This is a genomic window from Corynebacterium sp. NML98-0116 (assembly GCF_001767255.1).
In the GTDB taxonomy this organism is placed as follows: domain Bacteria; phylum Actinomycetota; class Actinomycetes; order Mycobacteriales; family Mycobacteriaceae; genus Corynebacterium; species Corynebacterium pseudogenitalium.
Window position 1 is genome coordinate 1,502,546 of sequence record NZ_CP017639.1, and the last position, 17,342, is coordinate 1,519,887.

Genomic DNA, 17,342 nt, shown 5'->3' on the forward strand with positions numbered 1-17,342 from the left:
TAGTCTTCTGGCCGGATTGGTCGAATGGTAAACCCTTTTTGGTCATAAAAAACATTGTCCCCATTGGTCACACATCGTGCAACCAACGGGGACAAAAGCCGTTGTAGAGCTACAAATTACTTCTCGATGATGTTTGCAGCGAACGCGCCGGTGTCGTTGTTTTCACGAGTCCACTCGATGGTGCCGTGCTCGAACTCCTGGAACCAGCCAGATTCATTTGGAAGTGGGGTCTCGGCTGCGGTTGGGAAGCCAACCTTGTCCATAACGCCTTCATTCGTCAGCCACACGTTAGCAATTTGGCCCCAGATCGGAGCGCCACCGGTGTTTTCATTCCAGGCGACGTGGTGGTCATTGTCAAAGTCAACGATCCAGCTGCCATCGTGCTCCGTAACCTTCATCGGCTCGCCCCACTCCGAGTCAGCGTACTGGCCGATTGCCTGGACCAGACCGGTTGGAACCTTGACCTCTTCACCGTCTGCGGTAGTCAAGGAGACAGACTCCGTAGAGCCCTCTGCACCATTAGCGTCGGTGGCGGTCTCAGCAGCAGTCTCCGTCTCGGCTGCCTCTGTAGCTGTCTCGATGTTGGTCACCGTTGCGGTGCCGGAAGCACCATCCGCAGCGGTGGTAGCAGTGCTATCGGCGCCCTCTCCGTCAGAGCAAGCAACCAAGCCTGCGGCCAGAGCGGTAGCAGCAACGGCGGAAGTAAAAACCTTCTTGTAATTCATCAAAATTTCCTTTCGTTGTTGAATTTGTCTGGTTTCCATTATGCAAATTTCACTTTCGCCGCCTCCGTTTCACCCCCGTTCGGGGTGTTTTCCCGGCCGCACCCTTGCGCTTTTTCCCACGTTTCGTATATAAGCGTTTGCCCTGCGCAGCACGGGAGTCTGACACCTGTTTGCGCCGCCTCGTCCCAGCAGTCGGCTCACTCCCCCTCGACGAGCGAGCGGTGCGCCCTTTTGCGACGCCCACAAAGTCCTGGATCTCGTCACCGTCGTCGGCTTTCCGCCACACCAATGCAATCTCAGTTTCAACCAGCGGAGCGTGCCAAACTTCCAAACACGCGATCTGTTTCTTCGAGAGCACCTTCAACAACGGCAACGGGGCCAATGCCACGCCAACGTTTGCCGCAACGACCTGCAATGCACCACGAAGCTCTTCAAGTGACGCCTCCGGCTGGTAGACCCAGTTGATGATTTCGCCTTCGAGGTCCGCGTAATCGACGCGCTCCCCAAGCTCTGCAAACAAAGAGTCCTTGGGCACGGCAACGCCGGGAGCCTCGGTATAGAGACGGACCACGTGAAATTCATCGGTAATACGGTCATCGGGCAGGCGCATCAGCGCCAGCGATGTAGAAGTCGTCTCGTCCAGGAGATCAGCGAAGGGGTCGTCGACACCTTGCGTATCGAGCGAGTGCGGTGTGGACTGTGCGAAGCGTTTAAACCACTTCCCTGGCTCTGTGCCGGTGACGAAAGCAAGCGATAGCATGGCACAATGCTACCGTTTGGTGTATGACTACACAGAAGCCATCCGGAACCGCGATGAAGGCCGCGACCGCCGCGAAGAAACTCGGGATCTACCTGCCAGCGACGCCGCAGGAGTTCCAAGACAATGCCGTGACGCACGCGCAACTGCGCGAATTACAGAACAATCCCCCAGAGTGGCTGCAGGAACTGCGCCGCAATGGGCCACACCCCCGCCCCGAGGTGGCGCGCAAACTCGGGATCTCAATCACCGCACTCAAAGCAAACGACATGGACAAGCCGCTCACCACTGAGGAGATCAACGAGCTGTTGAAAAACCAGCCGGAATGGTTGAGCTCGGCCCGCACCACTCATTCAGAGCAGCGCCAGGCCGAGCAGCAGCAGTAGCTCTTAGAGCATCTTCCAATCTTCGAGGCCCGGGTAGAGCGGGAACCGCTCCGCCAGCGCGTCTACGCGGGCGTGCAGGGCGTCGACGTCGGCGTTCTCACCCTGGATAAGCGCCTCGGCGATAATTTCCGCAACTTCCTCAAACTCTTCCTTGCCGAAGCCGCGGGTCGCCAGCGCCGGGGTGCCAATACGCAGCCCCGACGTCACGGCTGGCGGACGCGGATCGAAAGGAACGGCGTTGCGGTTCACCGTAATGCCAGCCTTATGCAGCAAATCCTCTGCCTGCTGGCCATCCATCGCGGAGTTACGCAGGTCCACTAGCACAAGGTGGACATCGGTGCCGCCGGAGACGACGTCGATGCCGGCTTCCTTGGCGTCTGGCTGGGTCAAGCGCTCGGCGAGAATCTTTGCGCCCTCGAGCGTGCGCTCCTGGCGGTTACGGAAAGCCTCCGTCGCGGCGAGCTTGAAGGCGGTAGCCTTCGCAGCGATCACGTGCACCAGCGGGCCACCCTGCTGGCCTGGGAACACTGCGGAGTTGAGTTTCTTGTGCAGCTCGAGATCGTTGGTCAGGATGAAGCCGGAGCGTGGTCCACCAATGGTCTTGTGCACCGTGGAGGACACAACGTGTGCATGAGGCACCGGCGACGGGTGCAGACCAGCAGCGACCAAGCCAGCGAAGTGCGCCATATCGACCCACAAGTACGCACCAACCTCGTCTGCGATCGAGCGGAACTCAGCAAAGTCCTCGTGGCGAGGGTACGCGGACCAACCCGCGATGATCACCTTCGGCTTGACCTCGCGCGCCTGTTCACGCAGCTTCTCCATGTCGATGGTGCACGTGTCTTTTTCAACCTTGTACGCAGCGACGTTGTACAGCTTGCCGGAGAAGTTGATCTTCATACCGTGCGTCAGGTGGCCACCGTGAGCGAGGCTGAGGCCCAAGATGGTGTCGCCCGGCTCGCACAGCGCCATCAACACAGCCGCATTCGCCTGCGCACCGGAGTGTGGTTGCACGTTCGCGTATTTCGCGCCGAAGAGCTCCTTCGCGCGGTCGCGCGCCAGGTCTTCAACGACGTCGGCGTGCTCGCAGCCACCGTAGTAGCGACGACCTGGGTAGCCTTCGGCATATTTGTTTGTAAACACCGAACCCTGTGCTTGCAGCACTGCTCGCGGAACGAAGTTCTCGGAGGCAATCATCTCCAGCGTGTTTCGCTGGCGCGACAGCTCCTGAACGATCGCTTCGTGAACTTCGGGGTCAAAAGTAGCGAGATCCTGGTAGCGGAGGTCTTCAGACACGTGCACCGGGTCCTTTCAAGATCAGACAGTCAATCATGTTATAGCTCATGCCCAGGCACACCTACGCCTGGCACTGCTATGCAGTATAAGCATCAGCGCTACGAAAGAAGTCCACTTTATTCAGGAACTTCAGAAGTATCTGTACCTGAGTTCCCCGGCACGAAACAACAAATGTAACAATGTTACGCATGGCGAAATCTCCCCGCACTTCGGATTCGAGCCCTTATTTGGACTTTCACCGCGACGATTGGCGGCACCGACGTGCGCAAATGCCACAAGTCTTGACGGAGGACGAAGTAGCCAAGCTCAGTGGTATCGGCGAGAACCTCGATATGCAGGAAGTTGAAGACATTTACCTTCCGATCTCTCGCCTGATTCACCTCCAGGTACGGGCCAGACAAAAACTTACGAAGGCTACAGAGACGTTTATCGGTGATGACCCAGGCCACGTGCCATTCATTATCGGGATTGCGGGGTCGGTGGCCGTCGGCAAGTCAACGACTGCCCGTGTACTGCAGGTGTTGCTACAGCGTTGGGACTCTCATCCTCGAGTGGACCTCATCACCACCGACGGGTTCCTCTATCCCAGCAAAGTGCTCAAAGAGCGCAACCTGATGGACCGCAAAGGATTCCCGGAATCCTACAACCGGCGCGACCTCATGCGCTTTGTCACCGAGGTCAAGTCGGGTCAACCACTGGTCAAAGCGCCGATATATTCTCACTTCGCCTACGACATCATCCCAGGCGAGTTCATTGAGGTCCGCCAGCCGGACATCATCATTCTCGAAGGGCTCAACGTCCTCCAAACCGGCCCGACCCTCATGGTGTCCGACCTCTTCGACTTCTCAATTTATGTCGACGCCCTCACCACCGATATTGAACGCTGGTACATCGACCGCTTCATGAAGCTTCGCAACACCGCGTTTCGAGAGCCCGGCGCGCACTTTGCGCACTATGCCGACATCGATGAGGCGCAGGCCCGTCACAAGGCACGCGATATTTGGCAGTCCATCAACCTGCCGAACCTAGTGGAAAACATTGCCCCCACCCGTATCCGTGCCTCGCTCGTGCTACGCAAAGGCGCCGACCATTCAGTGCAGTGGGTCCGCATGCGCAAAATGTAGCGCCAGGTAGCTGCCTACTTGCCGAAGCGACGGGAGCGCTGCGAGTACTCGCGCAACGCGCGAAGGAAGTCAATCTTGCGGAACGCGGGCCAGTACGTGTCCGTAAACCAGATCTCGGAGTACGCCGCCTGCCACAGTAGGAAGCCGGAGAGGCGCTGCTCCCCCGACGTCCGGATCACTAAGTCTGGATCGGGCTGACCTGAGGTGTACAGGTGCTGCGACACGGACTCGACGGTCACTGCGTTGACCAGTTCGTCCACGCTGCAGCCGCTGGCAGCGGCGTCGCTAATGAGGCTGCGAACGGCGTCGACAATTTCTTGCCTGCCGCCGTACCCCACCGCAATGTTGACGGTCAGGCCAGCTTTACCTGTGGTGGTGTCGGCAGATCGGCGCATCCTTTCTGCAACCTCATCCGGCAAGAGCTCCAGGTGCCCTACGAGCCGAACCTTGCAGGAGTAAGACTGCGTCGCAAGGTCCTCGATCACCTCGGAAATAATGTCGAACAGCAGCTCAACTTCTTCCGAAGTCCGTTGCAAATTCTCCGTTGATAACAGGTAGATCGTAACGACGTCCACGTCCATTTCCGCCGACCACCGCACAAGTTCGCCGATCTTCGCCCCACCCACCCGGTGGCCATGAGAAACATCGGTGAACCCAGCCTCACGGGCCCACCGTCGGTTGCCGTCCGCCATGACCGCGATGTGCTTCGGGCGTTTCTTGCCCTTCAGCTCACGCTTCAGGCGCGCTTCATACAGCGGATACAGAATTTTTTGGAGGCTACTCACGGACCCAACCTTACTCACCAATCAACGGTATGTATGTTAGATGCCTTAGATCCAACGCTTCTTCCGGCGATCAAGCACACCCGCCTCCGCCATGGCCTTATCCAGCGCCTCCTGGTCAAACGGGTCGATTCCGTGCTTCTCAGCGAAGAGGCTGCGACGGCGGAACCGCGAGTACCGGCGATGGAACGCAAACCCCAGAGACAAAATGACCACAGCCAGCATCACCAACAGCAACAGGCCGAATGGCGAAGCCTTGCCAAAGTCAGGCCCCACCGGGTTTTCCTTCGGCGCCTGCGCCACCAAGTAAGCAGAGGTGTTGATAATCGCTGCGTGTGCTGTCGTCATCATGTGTATTTCGTCTTCCTTGTGCTGAAAATGTTAGCGCTCTTGCCCGAAACCTTCAGCGAGCGCGTCCGCGGTCTTCGGGTCAATACCGGCGAAGAGATCATCTTCCGGCAACGTTGATGCTACGCGAGTTCTGGCCAACTCAAACTCTTCTGTCGGCCATACCTCCTGCTGGTCCTCAACTGGGCTCGCCAAAAACGCGCCCGCCGGATCAATCTGTGTCGCATGTGCCGTCAGCGCTGCTGCACGCTGGGGGAAGTACTCCGCGCACTCCACCCTTGTGGTCACGCGACTCATCACATCCGCTTTGTTTTCTTCCCACCGCTGAATCATCAGCTCGTACGGGCTCTTCTTTCCCTGCGCGTACAAGCGGTCCTGCAGAAGACGCATCCGCTGCAGGATAAATCCATGGCTGTAGTACAGCTTCAATGGCGTCCACGCCTGCCCTGCTTCAGGAGCAAAGGATGGATCTCCCGCCTTGTCCCAGGCCAGCATCGAGATTTCGTGGACCATCAAGTGGTCGGGGTGCGGGTAGCCACCGTTTTCGTCGTAGGTAATGATGACATGCGGCCTGAACTCTCGAATCGACTCGACGAGATGCGCCGTCACTGCCTCCGGGTCTTGGGTCGCGAACGAGCCTTCCGGCAGCGGGGGCAGCGGGTCGCCTTGTGGCAGACCCGAGTCTTCGTACCCCATCCACTGATGTTCCACGCCGAGGGCCGCCGCGGCCTCCGCCATCTCCTGCTCCCGGACCTCGAGGATGTTCTCCAGCACGCCCGGCCGATCCATCGCAGGGTTCAAGATGTCGCCTCGTCGCCCGTCAGTACATGTGACGACGAGCACCCGGTTCCCCTCCGATGCGTATTTTGCCATCGTTGCTGCACCTTTAGAGGACTCGTCGTCTGGGTGTGCGTGGATCGCCATCAAGCGCAAGCCGGCCACTATTCCTCCTAGAACTTCTTCGGGGCCTGATTCCGTAACTTCGCGCCATCTTAGTACCATTGGAACGGATTGCAGCTACAGCGTCATCCAGCGTCATTCAGCGAGGTAGGTAACCGTGACTTCTCCCAGTCGCCCAACATCCCGATACGGCTCCAGCACCACCCCGACAGCCACGAAACGCAGCAACGCCGCTGGCCGGATCGTCGCGCTGATCGCCATCGGCCTCGTCGTCGTGCTGCTTTACAGTGTCTTTGACTACTTCAAGAAGCAGGAGTCCCGCACCGTCACTGCGGATTTCATCTCGCTCGAAGCTGTTGACGACAACACCACACGCATGTGGATCGATGTATCACGCAAAGACGTCGAGGCCCCTTCGTACTGCATCGTCACTGCGGTCAACTACGCGCATGCCGAAGTTGGGCGTCGAGAAGTAGTACTCCCCGCAGGCGGGCAGGAGCTCGAGCGGGTCGCCGTCGAACTACCGGTGCGCGAGCCGGCAGTCTCAGGACGTGTCTACGGCTGCTCGGACAATCTGCCGTTCTACATGGACCCCACCAGCACCTTTTACGACGCCCGCTAAGCCTCACCAGTGCACCACCTGCGCGGCAGCTGTGCTATTATCCGCCTGGTAAAGTTGCCCGCCAACCGGCGGGCTCGTTTGACATATATAGGGAAGGTTTTTACCTGATGGCGCAAACTCAGCAGCAGTACATCACCCCGGAGATGAAGGCCAAGCTTGAAGCTGAGCTTCAGCAGCTCATCGACAATCGCCCTGTCATCGCAGCCGAAATTAACGAACGCCGTGAAGAAGGCGACCTCAAGGAAAACGCTGGCTACGACGCCGCGCGTGAGCAGCAGGACCAGGAAGAAGCTCGCATTAAGCAGATTTCCGAACTGCTGGCTAACTCCACCACGGAGCGCTCCGGCATCGTCGAGGGTGTAGCCCACGTAGGTTCCGTCGTGCACGTCTACTACAACAATGACGAAAATGATAAGGAAACGTTCCTGATCGGTACCCGCGCGGCTTCGACGGACAACGAGGACCTGGAGACCTACTCGGAGAACTCTCCGCTCGGCGCAGCCGTAGTCGGTGCTTCCGAGGGTGAAACCCGCACCTACAACGCCCCAAATGGCCGAGAGATTTCGGTAACAATCGTCTCCGCAGAACCGTATGATTCTGTTAAGGCTTCCACGCCACGGGCGAAGTAGCCTGTCTACGCCATCGGCGTTATCCGTGATCGCTGACATTGAAGGAATTCCTGTGAATAAGTTCTTTTCCCGCAAGCTAGTACTCACCAGCGTGGTCGCACTCGGTGCTGTGGGCTTGACTGCCTGCCACCCACCACACCAAAACCCGTCGGACCTGAAGGTTGATACGGCACAAAGCCAGGACCCAACTTCGCTTCCTGGTGAGCGCGCGAAGGCAACCCCGACGAACGTAACCGATGCAGCAGGCGCTACCTCTGAGGCTGCAGTCACCGAGACTGTCACCGCTATGGGTGCTTCGGACAAGACCCCACTGGTCAATAACTGCGGCAGCGTCGGCCTTGAGCGTCCAGCTTCGCTGACTCTCAACTGCAGCGACCAGAACGATTTCCTCCAGGACATCGTGTGGGATACCTGGTCTGAGCAGCTCGCGCAGGGCACCGCTACCCGCACCACGGTCAATCCGAACCGCGAAATCGAAGATGTGCAGGTTGTCCTGGGCAACCCAGACATCGTAGATGGTGTGCTCGTGTTTAAAACCATCACCGTTGACGGCACGTCTATCAACCCTGAGGGTGCACGCTAAGTACGCTGAATACAGCAATTAGCTCCCTGCCCCGGCCCAGCGATGTTGTTGGCCGGGGCGCTTTTGAGCGCAACTAGACAAAAATACCCGGCCTCACAGTCGTGGGGCCGGGTATTTATTGCAGTGAGCGCGTGCGCTATCGCTGTTGGAAGTAAGACAGCAGGCGCAGGATCTCGGTGTAGAGCCACACCAGAGTCACTGCCAGGCCAAGTGCAACGCCCCAGGCCGCCTGCGATGGGGCGCCCATGCGCACCAACTTATCGGCGACGTCAAAGTCCTGCAGGAACGCAAGTGCGCCCAGCACGATGCAGACCAGGCTAAACACGATGGCGATGGTGCCACCACCGCGAAGCGGATTCATGCCTGTAAAGATGCTCAACAAGAGGTTGCCGACAACCAGGATGAGCACGCCGAAAATGGCTGCGGTGAGGATCCGATTAAACCGCGGGGTAACGCGAATGGCACCGGTGCGATAGACCACAAGCATGCCCGCGAAGACACCGAAGGTGCCCAAGATCGCCTGGAAGATTAACGCGCCTGCGTCCGCGCCGGCGACACTGAACTGCCCGGTGATGGCGAATGAGAACCCACCAAGGAACAGGCCCTCAGCAGCCGCGTACGCCAGGGTAATAACTGGGGAACCGTACTTTTTGCCAAATGCGTGAATCATCACGAGGACGAAACCGGCGACGGCACCGACCAGCGTCAGAATGCTGGCAATGGAGCCGTACCCACCGAGGTACAGTCCGAAGTTAATTACTGCAAAGGCGACAATTACGGCAAGGGTAATGCCGGTTTTAGTGACAACGTCGTCAACCGTCATTGGACGGTCCTCAGACACGGTGCCCGCCGATGCACCCATGGGTGCTTGCTCGTACGGGTTCGCGGCACCGTACCCCTGGTACCCAGTGCCACGTTGGGAATCTACTCCCTGCAGAGTTTTCAATACAGGGTTGTTGCTACTCACGGACCCCTGATCCTTTCTTTTGAGAACAATCGTTCACCTACTCCAACGCACTGGGTGTTGTTTTAGTTCCATGCGCCCAAAGAATTTGTCCGGATCACGCCACTGAGCGTGGCCTCTGCAGCAATCTGCACCACAATTCATGTCCATCTTTCTGGCAGCGCTATACTTCTGTACGTTTGTCGCACTCCAGGAAGGTCGCCATCCCATGCCGCCCCCAATATCAGGTTCTCACCGCTATGTCCCCGCCCTCGACGGGATCCGAACGCTAGCGGTCATGCTGGTTATCGCGTACCACCTCAACCTCCCTGGGTTCAGCGGTGGCCTGCTAGGCGTGGGCGTGTTCTTCACCCTCTCGGGGTACTTGATCACGCTTAACCTCATGCGTGGGCACTACCGGGATAACTCGCTGCACCTGAAGACGTTTTGGGTCAGGCGTTTCCGCCGTCTCATACCTGCGATGCTGACCACAGTGTTGGCAGTCGTGATTCTTTCCGTCGCGTTCGATGCGGGCAACCTTCGTGACCGCTCGTTTGAAGCGTTGAGCTCCATTTTCTACGTGAACAACTGGCATAACATCGCCGTCGGTTCATCGTACTTCGATCAGTTCAATGGCCCCGGTCCGCTGGACCATATGTGGTCACTGGCGATCGAGGAACAATTTTATCTCTTGTGGCCGCTGTTGCTGTGGGTGCTGCTGAGGGTGTTCCGTCGTGGGTGGATTGTCGCCGTCGTGACCACGGTGCTCGCCGGAGCTTCCTTTATCTGGATGTGGGTGCTCGCTGATCCTTCTATCGACGCGACTCGCGTCTACGAGGGCACCGATACCCGCGCGGGCGGGCTGCTCCTCGGCGCGGTCTTAGCAATCGTGGTTTCCTCACGGAAGCACGCCGGTAAGAACATTGGTTCCTCCCCTGTTCTGAGCACCGTTGTTGGCACCCTCGGCTTCGGCGGCATCTTCGCGCTGAGCATGCTCGTCGCGCAGGAAAACATGTTCTTGTACAAGGGTGGGATCCTGCTTCTGAACCTTGCGTCAGTTGCTGCTATCTACTCAGTCATTGGGGCGCGCGGCCCCTGGACGACCATTTTCAGCTGGGAGCCGCTTCGCTGGATCGGCGAACGCTCCTACGGTATTTACCTGTGGCACATGCCGGTGATTTACTTCATGCCGGATGCGTGGTTGCAGGATCACCGCGTGTGGTCCTCCATCCTCGTGTTTGTGCTTTCGACTGCACTTGCTGCGCTGAGCTGGACCATGTTTGAGAACCCAATCCGTCGCAATGGCGTGTTCGGGCCCCTGAAGCAATTCCGCGCACACCCGTTGGAGGCACTCCGCCCGATCACGCTTGGTTCGACGATTACGCTCGCCGCAATCATTGCAATAGGCATCCCGGCTGTGTTCGCCATGGATACCTCGAAGCCGAACACCACCATGTCCCTGCCTCAGGATGCGCAACGCGGAGGCACGCGCGACCATCGCGAGGGAAAGGACAAAGCCAAGGAAACTGAGGAAAGCTTGACGACGTCCGCCTCTGAGAAAGCTTCATGGGAGGACCAGCCTTCGGACGTGAAGATGAGCTGCGAGAAGGTCATCCACGTCGGCGATTCCACCTCGATTGGCATGTTCGATATCAACCAGCTTCCTGAAGGCGCGGTCACTGCGATTGACCGATACTTGGACGCTGGCGCAAGCGAGGTAGATACGAGCGTGTTTGGCGCTCGCGCGACGAATCAGGGATTCAACGGCAACGGAGAGAACTACCCGTCTGCGATTGAGTCCGTGCAGCAACTGCTCGCCCAGGGTGCAGCTGACGATGGCACCTGCTGGGTCATCGCCACCGGCGTGAACGACGCCGCCAACGCAGACGCTGCCCGCTCCTACGGCTACGACCCCACGGGTGAGTTGGAGGCAAACATCCGCAAGATGCTTGACCTGTTGGAGGGCTACCGCGTGATGTGGCCGACAGCCGCAACGGGTAACCCGTCGAATGGCTACTACGCCAACGAGAACATGGACGAGTTCAATGTTGCATTGCGCAAGGTTGCGAAGGAGCGTCGAGACGTAGTCGTCTACGACTGGGCGAGCGAGGCGCGCTCCAACTTGGATTGGTTCCTCGCAGGCGACGAGGTGCACTACAACGCCACCGGCAATGACATCCGTGGCAAGCACTTTGCTGCCGCACTTGCTCACGCGTTCCCGAAGGATATCCCGGTAGACGCCATCCCAACGGACGCGGAGGTGACTTCCAAGGGGCCGAAGCTATAGTTTTGGGCATGGCCACTTGGAAAGAAATTGTCGCTGCAAACCCTGACCACTCCGAGAATTACGCCCAGCGGTGGCGCAACTTCGTGCAACAGGGCAAAGATATCGACGGGGAGGCCCGGCTTATCGACGCCCTCTCCGCCCGCCACTCCCGCATCCTCGATGCAGGGTGCGGGACTGGTCGCCTTGGCGGCTATCTGGCAAAGCGTGGACATATCGTCTTCGGTGTGGACATCGACCCGGTGCTGATCGGGTACGCGAAGCAAGACTTCCCCGAAGCAACTTGGGTAGTTGGCGACCTTTCCGCCGATCCGATCGAGGTCCGCGATATCGATATTGCGGTCTCGGCAGGCAACGTGATGGGGTTCCTCGCCGTCGACGGTCGCAGGCCCGCGCTTGAGAACATCTTCCGAACGCTACGTCCGGGCGGACGGTTCGTCGTCGGCTTCGGGCGTGGGCGCGGATGGGAGTTCGACGACTTCCTCACCATGTGCCACGAAGTCGGGTTCCAGCCACAGCACCAGTTTGCGAGCTGGGACTTGGAGCCGTTCACGGAGCAGTCCGGGTTCTTGGTTGCTGTGTTGCAAAAGCCAAAGGTTGATGAGCAGGCCGTTCGCTCGTTAACGAACCTACTCTAATAGTTCGCTGGCCCGACCTTACTGAACAAGGTTGACGCGATTCGCCATCCGTTGGCTACCGCCAGACGTGTAGAAGTGCACCGAGTTGTTCTCGTCTTCGGGGTGATCGCACCACATGTCACGGCCATCGCTGCCCATCTTGCACACCATCGGGTAGGTTTCGCCGGTGACGGGACTCGTCACCGAGATATCAGCCCGCGGCACCGCGTTCACGTTGGGGTTCGCCGCTACGTAGCGCCAGGTTGCGGCGTAGGCGACGTCGAAGATCTCAGCTGCAAATTCGCACGATGTTGCGGGTCCCGCCTTGATTCGGTCGCCGAACTCAGTGGTGCCACACTCCCCTCCTACTTGACCAGTGTTGATGGAGTGGCGCGTTGAAAATGTATGAGTCTCGGTATCCTCGGAGGCGCTGGTTGGGGCGGCGGTGTCCTCCGCGTGTGAATCTGTGGTGGTGATTGTTTGGGTGATCGTGGCCGGGGCTGCATCGTTGCTGCTGGAGCTCGAACCACTGTCACCGGAACAACCCACAACGCCCAAACAAGCGACTGCGATCATCCCGACTGCTGCGTATTGCTTCATTGCTTCCTCAAGGTCTTCGGAGAAAAGGGGTGCCCACAGCATAGCCGATAGGAACACAAAAGGTCCCGCTACCTGTAGGTATGCGGGACGTTGCGTTGTGCCCCCAGTGGGACTCGAACCCACACTGAATTGATTTTAAGTCAACTGCCTCTGCCGATTGGGCTATAGGGGCGCACGGGCCCATAGTACAGGCAGCACCGGGAAAACTCCCAATAGGCACCACCGGACAAAGCCCGGTAGAAACCGCTACTGGCTCACACTGATGATGCGTTTCTTTTTCCTGCCACCGTCGCCATCGGACTCACCAGTAACGGAGATCTTCTCGGCATCGAAAATGTCCGCGATGAAGTCGGCGACCCACTGCAGCAGCTCCATGTCGCGCAGGTTTGGCTGGTTGATGCCTTTGCCTTCACGTGGCATTGGTACCTGCAGTGTCTTTGCCGCAGCACGGTAATTCGCTCCCGAGTACAGGCGCTTCAACCTGACTTGCTTCGAGTCTGGCAACTCCACGGGGTGGAACTTGATCCTCGTGCCTTGAGTCAAGATATCCGAGATTCCAGCAGTTCGAGCCAAGTGGCGCACGCGTGCAACCGCGAAGAGGCGCAAGACCTCGGTCGGAAGTGGTCCGAAGCGGTCGATCATTTCCTCGGCAACCTTGCGCAGGTCCTGCTCATCGCGGGCCTCGGCAAGTTTTCGGTACACGTCCAGGCGCAGGCGCTCGGCGTTGATGTAGCTTTCGGGGATGTGGGCGTCGACAGGCAGATCCACTCGGATCTCCTTCGGGCCCTGGTCTGTCGCGTCGACGACTTCGCCGGTCATGAGCGCCTTGTACGTTTCGACGGCCTCCCCGACCAGCCGGACGTACATGTCGAAGCCAACACCTGCAATGTGGCCGGACTGCTCCGCGCCGAGCACGTTGCCGGCACCGCGCATCTCCAGGTCCTTCTGCGCGACAGCAATGCCGGCGCCGAGGTCGTTGTTCTGTGCGATGGTCGCAAGTCGGTCGTAGGACGTTTCGGTGAGTGTCTTCTCTTTCGGGTACAGGAAGTACGCGTAGCCGCGTTCGCGGGAACGCCCGACGCGCCCGCGCAGCTGGTGCAGCTGGCTCAGACCCATGTTCTGCGCGTTCTCCACGATCAGGGTGTTAGCGTTGGCGATGTCCAGGCCGGTCTCCACGATGGTGGTGCAGACAAGCACGTCGAATTCGCGGTTCCAAAACCCTTGGACTGTCTGCTCAAGCTGCTGCTCACCCATCTGCCCATGCGCGACCACGACGCGGGCCTCGGGTACGAGTTGCCGCAGGGAGCGCGCCGTCTTCTCAATATCGGAAACGCGGTTGTGGATATAAAACACCTGGCCGTCGCGGAGCAGTTCGCGTCGAATAGCTGCCGCAACCTGCTTCTCTTCCTGCGGGCCAACGTAGGTCAGCACCGGGTGGCGGTCCTCCGGAGGAGTCGTGATCGAGGTCATCTCGCGGATGCCCGTCAGGCTCATCTCCAGGGTCCGCGGGATTGGCGTCGCGGTCATCGTGAGCACGTCGACGTGACTCTTCAGGGCCTTGATGTGCTCCTTGTGCTCTACGCCGAAGCGCTGCTCCTCATCCACAATGATGAGGCCAAGCTGCTTCCAGAACACGCCCGTCTGCAGCAGACGGTGTGTGCCGATCACAACGTCGACGGAACCATCCGCCAACCCTGCCATAATCTCCTTAGCTTCCTTCGCTGAAGTAAAGCGCGACAGCTCGCGAACGGTGACCCCGAAGCCGTCCATGCGCTCGTTGAACGTGGAGTAATGCTGCTGGGCAAGAAGCGTCGTCGGCACAAGCACCGCCACCTGCTGTCCGTCTTGCACTGCCTTGAACGCGGCGCGAACAGCAACCTCGGTCTTTCCGAATCCCACGTCACCGACGATCACGCGGTCCATCGGTGTCGGCTTCTCCATGTCCTCCTTGACCGCCTCAATGGCAGCGAGCTGGTCCTCCGTTTCTACGAACGGGAACGCGTCCTCCATCTCGTGTTGCCACGGCGTGTCTGGGCCGAAAGCGTGGCCCGGCGCGGCCTGACGCTTAGCGTAAAGCTCAATGAGTTCGCCGGCGATCTCACGTACGGCGGCGCGCGCCTTGCGCTTGGTGTTCTTCCAGTCGGAGCCGCCCATCTTGGACAGCGAAGGCTTCTCGCCGCCGGTGTATTTGCTCAGCAGGTCGAGGGATTCCATCGGCACCCAGAGCTGATCGCCGGGCTGGCCGCGCTTAGCTGGTTGGTATTCCAACACGATGTACTCGCGCCGGGAGGCTTCGTCACCGGTTTTGATGGTGCGCTCGGCCATCTTGATGAACTTGCCGATGCCATGCGTGTCATGCACAACAAAATCACCGGGAGTCAGCGCGAGTGGGTCCACCCGGTTCCGGCGCCGCGGGCGGCGCCGCTTCGCGCCAGCGATGTCGCCGACGCGGTTGCCGGTCACGTCGGTTTCTGTCACTACCACGAGGTTGGGTCCGGGGAACACGAGACCTGCATGTGAAAGGGACTGGTAGACCGTGACCGCGCCATCGACGGGTTCCAACCCAGGGGTGGCGATGCGCGCCGAGATACCGTGCTCCCTCAGTCGCTCCGCCATGCGCTCAACGGTGCCCTTCGCTGGCGCCACGAACGCTACCTTGCCCCCGTTGGTTTGCACGTGCAGTTTCAACGTCGCGTAGAGCTGCTCAATTGCTTTGGGCTCGCCCTTCGGTGCGGGTGCAGCCTCGAATTCCAGCGGCAGCGTCATCGCATCATCGGCGGCAAACATGCCTGGAGGTGCGAATGTCCACCACGCGTTGCCCGCGTTGCGTGCCGACACTTCCAACGACTCGAACGAACGGAACGAGGACGCCGATACGTCCAGCCCCTCCACAGCAAGCGGGCCCTCCGCACCCATCGCCGCGGCCTCCCACCCAGCTTCCAAGAATTCCTGGTCCGTGGCTTCGAGGTCCGCGATACGGGTGCGCACCTTTTCAGGCCCAGAGACGAACACAATGCTGCCCTTCGGCATGAGCTCCGGCAGCACCGAGTACTTCGCGTCGCTGAGCACCGGGATGAGTACCTCTTCCCCATCGGCGTGGGTGTGCTCAGAGATCCGCGTGAGCAGCTGCACCAGCGTGGTATTCGACGGGTTCGTGCGGGCAAGCTCATCGGCGCGTTTAGCCACGCTGGCGTCGATAATTAACTGGCGCGCCGGAAAAAGCTCGACGGATGTGAGCTCCTCGATGGTGCGCTGGTCGGCGACGGCGAAGCTTCGGATGTCGGTGACTTCGTCGCCCCAGAACTCGAGGCGCACTGGGTACTCGGCGGTGGTCGGAAAGATATCGATGATGCCACCGCGCGTGGCGAACTCCCCGCGCTTTGCCACCATGTCGACGTGCTCGTAGGCGAAGTTGACGGCTTGTTCGGTCAGCTCCGTGAAGTCCCACTCGGTATCGACTTTCACTGTAATCGGCTCCACCGCGGGCAACACTGGCTGGCAGAAGGCGCGCGCCGAGGCGACGATGACCTGGGGCATCTCCCACAGCACCTTCGCACGGGCACCCACGACATCAGGCGCCGGCGACAACCTCTCGTGAGGCAGCGTCTCAAAAGCGGGGAAGTTGGCGACCTTGCCCTTACCGAGCATCGCCTGCAGTTCAGCAGTCAGGTCCTCCGCCTCGTGGCTCGTTGCGGTCACCAACAGCACCGGAACCTGGCGAGCCAGCGCACCCGTAGCCCACGAACGCACCTGATCAATTCCAGTCACATGCAGCGAGTCGACGCCGATGTTGCCCACCAAGCCCTTGAGCTTCGGGTCGGTAAGCGCCATAGTGAGCAAACCACCCAACGCAGGCGCCTGAGCTGTCTGTTCTTCCACTACTGTTCCTCCACTTCGTTCGTCATGATGCGGGGCTGTGCCTCCAACCCGCTCAACCCGTTCCAGCACAGGTTCGAAATGTGCGCCGCGACCGTCGCCTTATCCAACCGCGTATCGACGCCCCGTTGGTCCAACCACCACAACGCCGTATTCGACACGGTCCCAACCAGCGCCTGCCCGTACAGTGCCGCCACCGAAGCATCGAGGCCGCGGTGCTCAAACGCACGCTCAAGCAGGTAGGACACCTCCGCAGTCACGCGGTTCAGCACTGTCGAGTACGTTCGTTCACGTCCGAGGATCCTACCGTGCACCAGGATGATAAACCCATCAGTTTCCTCATCGATGTACGTCAGCAGCGCCAACACGCCATTATCAATGCGCTCTCGCCAGCGTCCGTTTTGGATCACTTCGACAATCGTGCGCTCAAACCGCGCCATCTCCTGCGAAACGACGGCGTCGTACAACCCGGTCTTACTGCCAAAGTGTTCGTACACGACGGGCTTCGACACATCTGCACGCAGCGCAATCTCCTCCATGGAGATTCCATCAAATCCACGTTCTGCAAAGGCAGCACGGCCAATTGCGAGCAACTGGTCCCTGCGCTGCGTTCTTGTCATTCGCTGCCGAGCCATGCGTTCTAGCTTAGAGCCCACCCCGGACACAACCCCGACAGCCCGCAAACTGCCAGCTCATCACACTTTTTAACATTTCATTGGGTATCGGTTACACTAGGTCGAGCAGTTCCCCATGGTGTAATCGGCAACACTACGGTTTTTGGTACCGTCATTCTAGGTTCGAGTCCTGGTGGGGAAGCTTTTTATTGCCCCCGCTACCTGGCGCTTTGCCTGGGTTGGGGGTGTTTTTCGT

The 17,342-nt window shown here is 59.4% G+C and carries 17 protein-coding genes and 1 tRNA gene; 7 read left to right on the top strand and 11 right to left on the bottom strand.

The window, feature by feature from the left end:
- Window positions 1–116: 116 nt before the first annotated feature.
- Both BJP05_RS06795 and BJP05_RS06800 read right to left on the bottom strand, forming a co-directional pair.
- Window positions 117–725 carry an LGFP repeat-containing protein gene (locus BJP05_RS06795; protein WP_070362758.1) on the bottom strand — a complete coding sequence of 203 codons (609 nt, stop codon included), beginning with the start codon at window positions 723–725 and terminating at the stop codon, window positions 117–119.
- 49 nt (window positions 726–774) lie between these two features.
- Window positions 775–1,485 (bottom strand): LysR family transcriptional regulator substrate-binding protein, encoded by a 711-nt coding sequence (locus BJP05_RS06800; RefSeq protein ID WP_070362759.1) that lies wholly within the window; start codon window positions 1,483–1,485, stop codon window positions 775–777.
- 23 nt (window positions 1,486–1,508) lie between these two features.
- Here BJP05_RS06800 and BJP05_RS06805 point away from each other — a divergent pair, with 23 nt between their 5' ends.
- The gene (locus BJP05_RS06805; RefSeq protein ID WP_070362760.1) at window positions 1,509–1,868 is read left to right on the top strand and encodes a DUF5997 family protein; all 360 of its coding nucleotides are present in this window, start codon (window positions 1,509–1,511) and stop codon (window positions 1,866–1,868) included.
- Between the two features lie 3 nt (window positions 1,869–1,871).
- Here BJP05_RS06805 and glyA read toward each other — a convergent pair whose 3' ends face one another.
- Window positions 1,872–3,164 (bottom strand): serine hydroxymethyltransferase, encoded by a 1,293-nt coding sequence (gene glyA, locus BJP05_RS06810; protein WP_070363548.1) that lies wholly within the window; start codon window positions 3,162–3,164, stop codon window positions 1,872–1,874.
- Between the two features lie 188 nt (window positions 3,165–3,352).
- On the opposite strand from glyA, the gene coaA reads away from it, so the two are divergent.
- Entirely contained in the window at window positions 3,353–4,288 is a 936-nt protein-coding gene (gene coaA / locus BJP05_RS06815) for a type I pantothenate kinase (RefSeq protein ID WP_070362761.1), read from the top strand.
- Window positions 4,289–4,302: 14 nt separating this feature from the next.
- On the opposite strand, the gene BJP05_RS06820 is transcribed toward coaA, so the two are convergent.
- From BJP05_RS06820 to mca, 3 genes are read right to left on the bottom strand one after another with little or no spacing between them, the layout of a single operon-like run.
- Entirely contained in the window at window positions 4,303–5,073 is a 771-nt protein-coding gene (locus BJP05_RS06820) for an isoprenyl transferase (RefSeq protein WP_070363549.1), read from the bottom strand.
- Window positions 5,074–5,118: 45 nt separating this feature from the next.
- A complete protein-coding gene (locus tag BJP05_RS06825) occupies window positions 5,119–5,421 on the bottom strand; it encodes a hypothetical protein (protein ID WP_141742271.1) in 303 nt (100 codons plus the stop codon).
- A 30-nt stretch (window positions 5,422–5,451) separates the two neighbouring features.
- Complete coding sequence (gene mca / locus BJP05_RS06830) at window positions 5,452–6,360, bottom strand: mycothiol conjugate amidase Mca (RefSeq protein WP_070362762.1); 909 nt, start codon at window positions 6,358–6,360, stop codon at window positions 5,452–5,454.
- 115 nt (window positions 6,361–6,475) lie between these two features.
- On the opposite strand from mca, the gene BJP05_RS06835 reads away from it, so the two are divergent.
- The 3 genes from BJP05_RS06835 to BJP05_RS06845 all read left to right on the top strand — a co-directional run bounded on the left by BJP05_RS06835 (window position 6,476) and on the right by BJP05_RS06845 (window position 8,152).
- Window positions 6,476–6,940: a DUF4307 domain-containing protein gene (locus tag BJP05_RS06835; RefSeq protein ID WP_070362763.1), complete on the top strand. Its 465-nt coding sequence runs from the start codon at window positions 6,476–6,478 to the stop codon at window positions 6,938–6,940.
- Window positions 6,941–7,047: 107 nt separating this feature from the next.
- Window positions 7,048–7,569, top strand: a complete 522-nt coding sequence (gene greA / locus BJP05_RS06840; RefSeq protein ID WP_070362764.1) for a transcription elongation factor GreA — start codon at window positions 7,048–7,050, stop codon at window positions 7,567–7,569.
- Between the two features lie 52 nt (window positions 7,570–7,621).
- The gene (locus tag BJP05_RS06845; protein ID WP_070362765.1) at window positions 7,622–8,152 is read left to right on the top strand and encodes a hypothetical protein; all 531 of its coding nucleotides are present in this window, start codon (window positions 7,622–7,624) and stop codon (window positions 8,150–8,152) included.
- Window positions 8,153–8,288: 136 nt separating this feature from the next.
- On the opposite strand, the gene BJP05_RS06850 is transcribed toward BJP05_RS06845, so the two are convergent.
- Window positions 8,289–9,119, bottom strand: a complete 831-nt coding sequence (locus BJP05_RS06850) for a Bax inhibitor-1/YccA family protein (protein ID WP_070362766.1) — start codon at window positions 9,117–9,119, stop codon at window positions 8,289–8,291.
- A gap of 205 nt (window positions 9,120–9,324) precedes the next feature.
- Here BJP05_RS06850 and BJP05_RS06855 point away from each other — a divergent pair, with 205 nt between their 5' ends.
- Both BJP05_RS06855 and BJP05_RS06860 read left to right on the top strand, forming a co-directional pair.
- Complete coding sequence (locus BJP05_RS06855) at window positions 9,325–11,382, top strand: acyltransferase family protein (protein ID WP_070362767.1); 2,058 nt, start codon at window positions 9,325–9,327, stop codon at window positions 11,380–11,382.
- Window positions 11,383–11,390: 8 nt separating this feature from the next.
- A complete protein-coding gene (locus BJP05_RS06860; RefSeq protein ID WP_070362768.1) occupies window positions 11,391–12,017 on the top strand; it encodes a class I SAM-dependent methyltransferase in 627 nt (208 codons plus the stop codon).
- An 18-nt stretch (window positions 12,018–12,035) separates the two neighbouring features.
- Here BJP05_RS06860 and BJP05_RS06865 read toward each other — a convergent pair whose 3' ends face one another.
- The 4 genes from BJP05_RS06865 to BJP05_RS06880 form a co-directional block, all read right to left on the bottom strand.
- Window positions 12,036–12,596, bottom strand: coding sequence for a hypothetical protein (locus tag BJP05_RS06865; protein ID WP_141742270.1), 561 nt, complete (start codon window positions 12,594–12,596; stop codon window positions 12,036–12,038).
- Between the two features lie 98 nt (window positions 12,597–12,694).
- Window positions 12,695–12,768 (bottom strand) — tRNA-Leu (locus BJP05_RS06870).
- A 74-nt stretch (window positions 12,769–12,842) separates the two neighbouring features.
- Window positions 12,843–16,427, bottom strand: a complete 3,585-nt coding sequence (mfd, locus tag BJP05_RS06875; RefSeq protein WP_083433236.1) for a transcription-repair coupling factor — start codon at window positions 16,425–16,427, stop codon at window positions 12,843–12,845.
- Between the two features lie 47 nt (window positions 16,428–16,474).
- Window positions 16,475–17,107 (bottom strand): TetR/AcrR family transcriptional regulator, encoded by a 633-nt coding sequence (locus BJP05_RS06880; protein WP_070362771.1) that lies wholly within the window; start codon window positions 17,105–17,107, stop codon window positions 16,475–16,477.
- Window positions 17,108–17,342: the final 235 nt, after the last annotated feature.

What these genes read in the sequence shown, in the direction of transcription:
- coaA (WP_070362761.1), top strand. Translation starts at nt 3,353, where the DNA reads ATGGCGAAATCTCCCCGCACTTCGGATTCGAGCCCTTATTTGGACTTT.
- mfd (WP_083433236.1), bottom strand. Translation starts at nt 16,427, where the DNA reads ATGGCGCTTACCGACCCGAAGCTCAAGGGCTTGGTGGGCAACATCGGC.
- BJP05_RS06860 (WP_070362768.1), top strand. Translation starts at nt 11,391, where the DNA reads ATGGCCACTTGGAAAGAAATTGTCGCTGCAAACCCTGACCACTCCGAG.
- BJP05_RS06800 (WP_070362759.1), bottom strand. Translation starts at nt 1,485, where the DNA reads ATGCTATCGCTTGCTTTCGTCACCGGCACAGAGCCAGGGAAGTGGTTT.
- BJP05_RS06855 (WP_070362767.1), top strand. Translation starts at nt 9,325, where the DNA reads ATGCCGCCCCCAATATCAGGTTCTCACCGCTATGTCCCCGCCCTCGAC.
- greA (WP_070362764.1), top strand. Translation starts at nt 7,048, where the DNA reads ATGGCGCAAACTCAGCAGCAGTACATCACCCCGGAGATGAAGGCCAAG.
- BJP05_RS06805 (WP_070362760.1), top strand. Translation starts at nt 1,509, where the DNA reads ATGACTACACAGAAGCCATCCGGAACCGCGATGAAGGCCGCGACCGCC.
- BJP05_RS06880 (WP_070362771.1), bottom strand. Translation starts at nt 17,107, where the DNA reads ATGGCTCGGCAGCGAATGACAAGAACGCAGCGCAGGGACCAGTTGCTC.
- BJP05_RS06825 (WP_141742271.1), bottom strand. Translation starts at nt 5,421, where the DNA reads ATGATGACGACAGCACACGCAGCGATTATCAACACCTCTGCTTACTTG.
- BJP05_RS06865 (WP_141742270.1), bottom strand. Translation starts at nt 12,596, where the DNA reads ATGAAGCAATACGCAGCAGTCGGGATGATCGCAGTCGCTTGTTTGGGC.
- BJP05_RS06795 (WP_070362758.1), bottom strand. Translation starts at nt 725, where the DNA reads ATGAATTACAAGAAGGTTTTTACTTCCGCCGTTGCTGCTACCGCTCTG.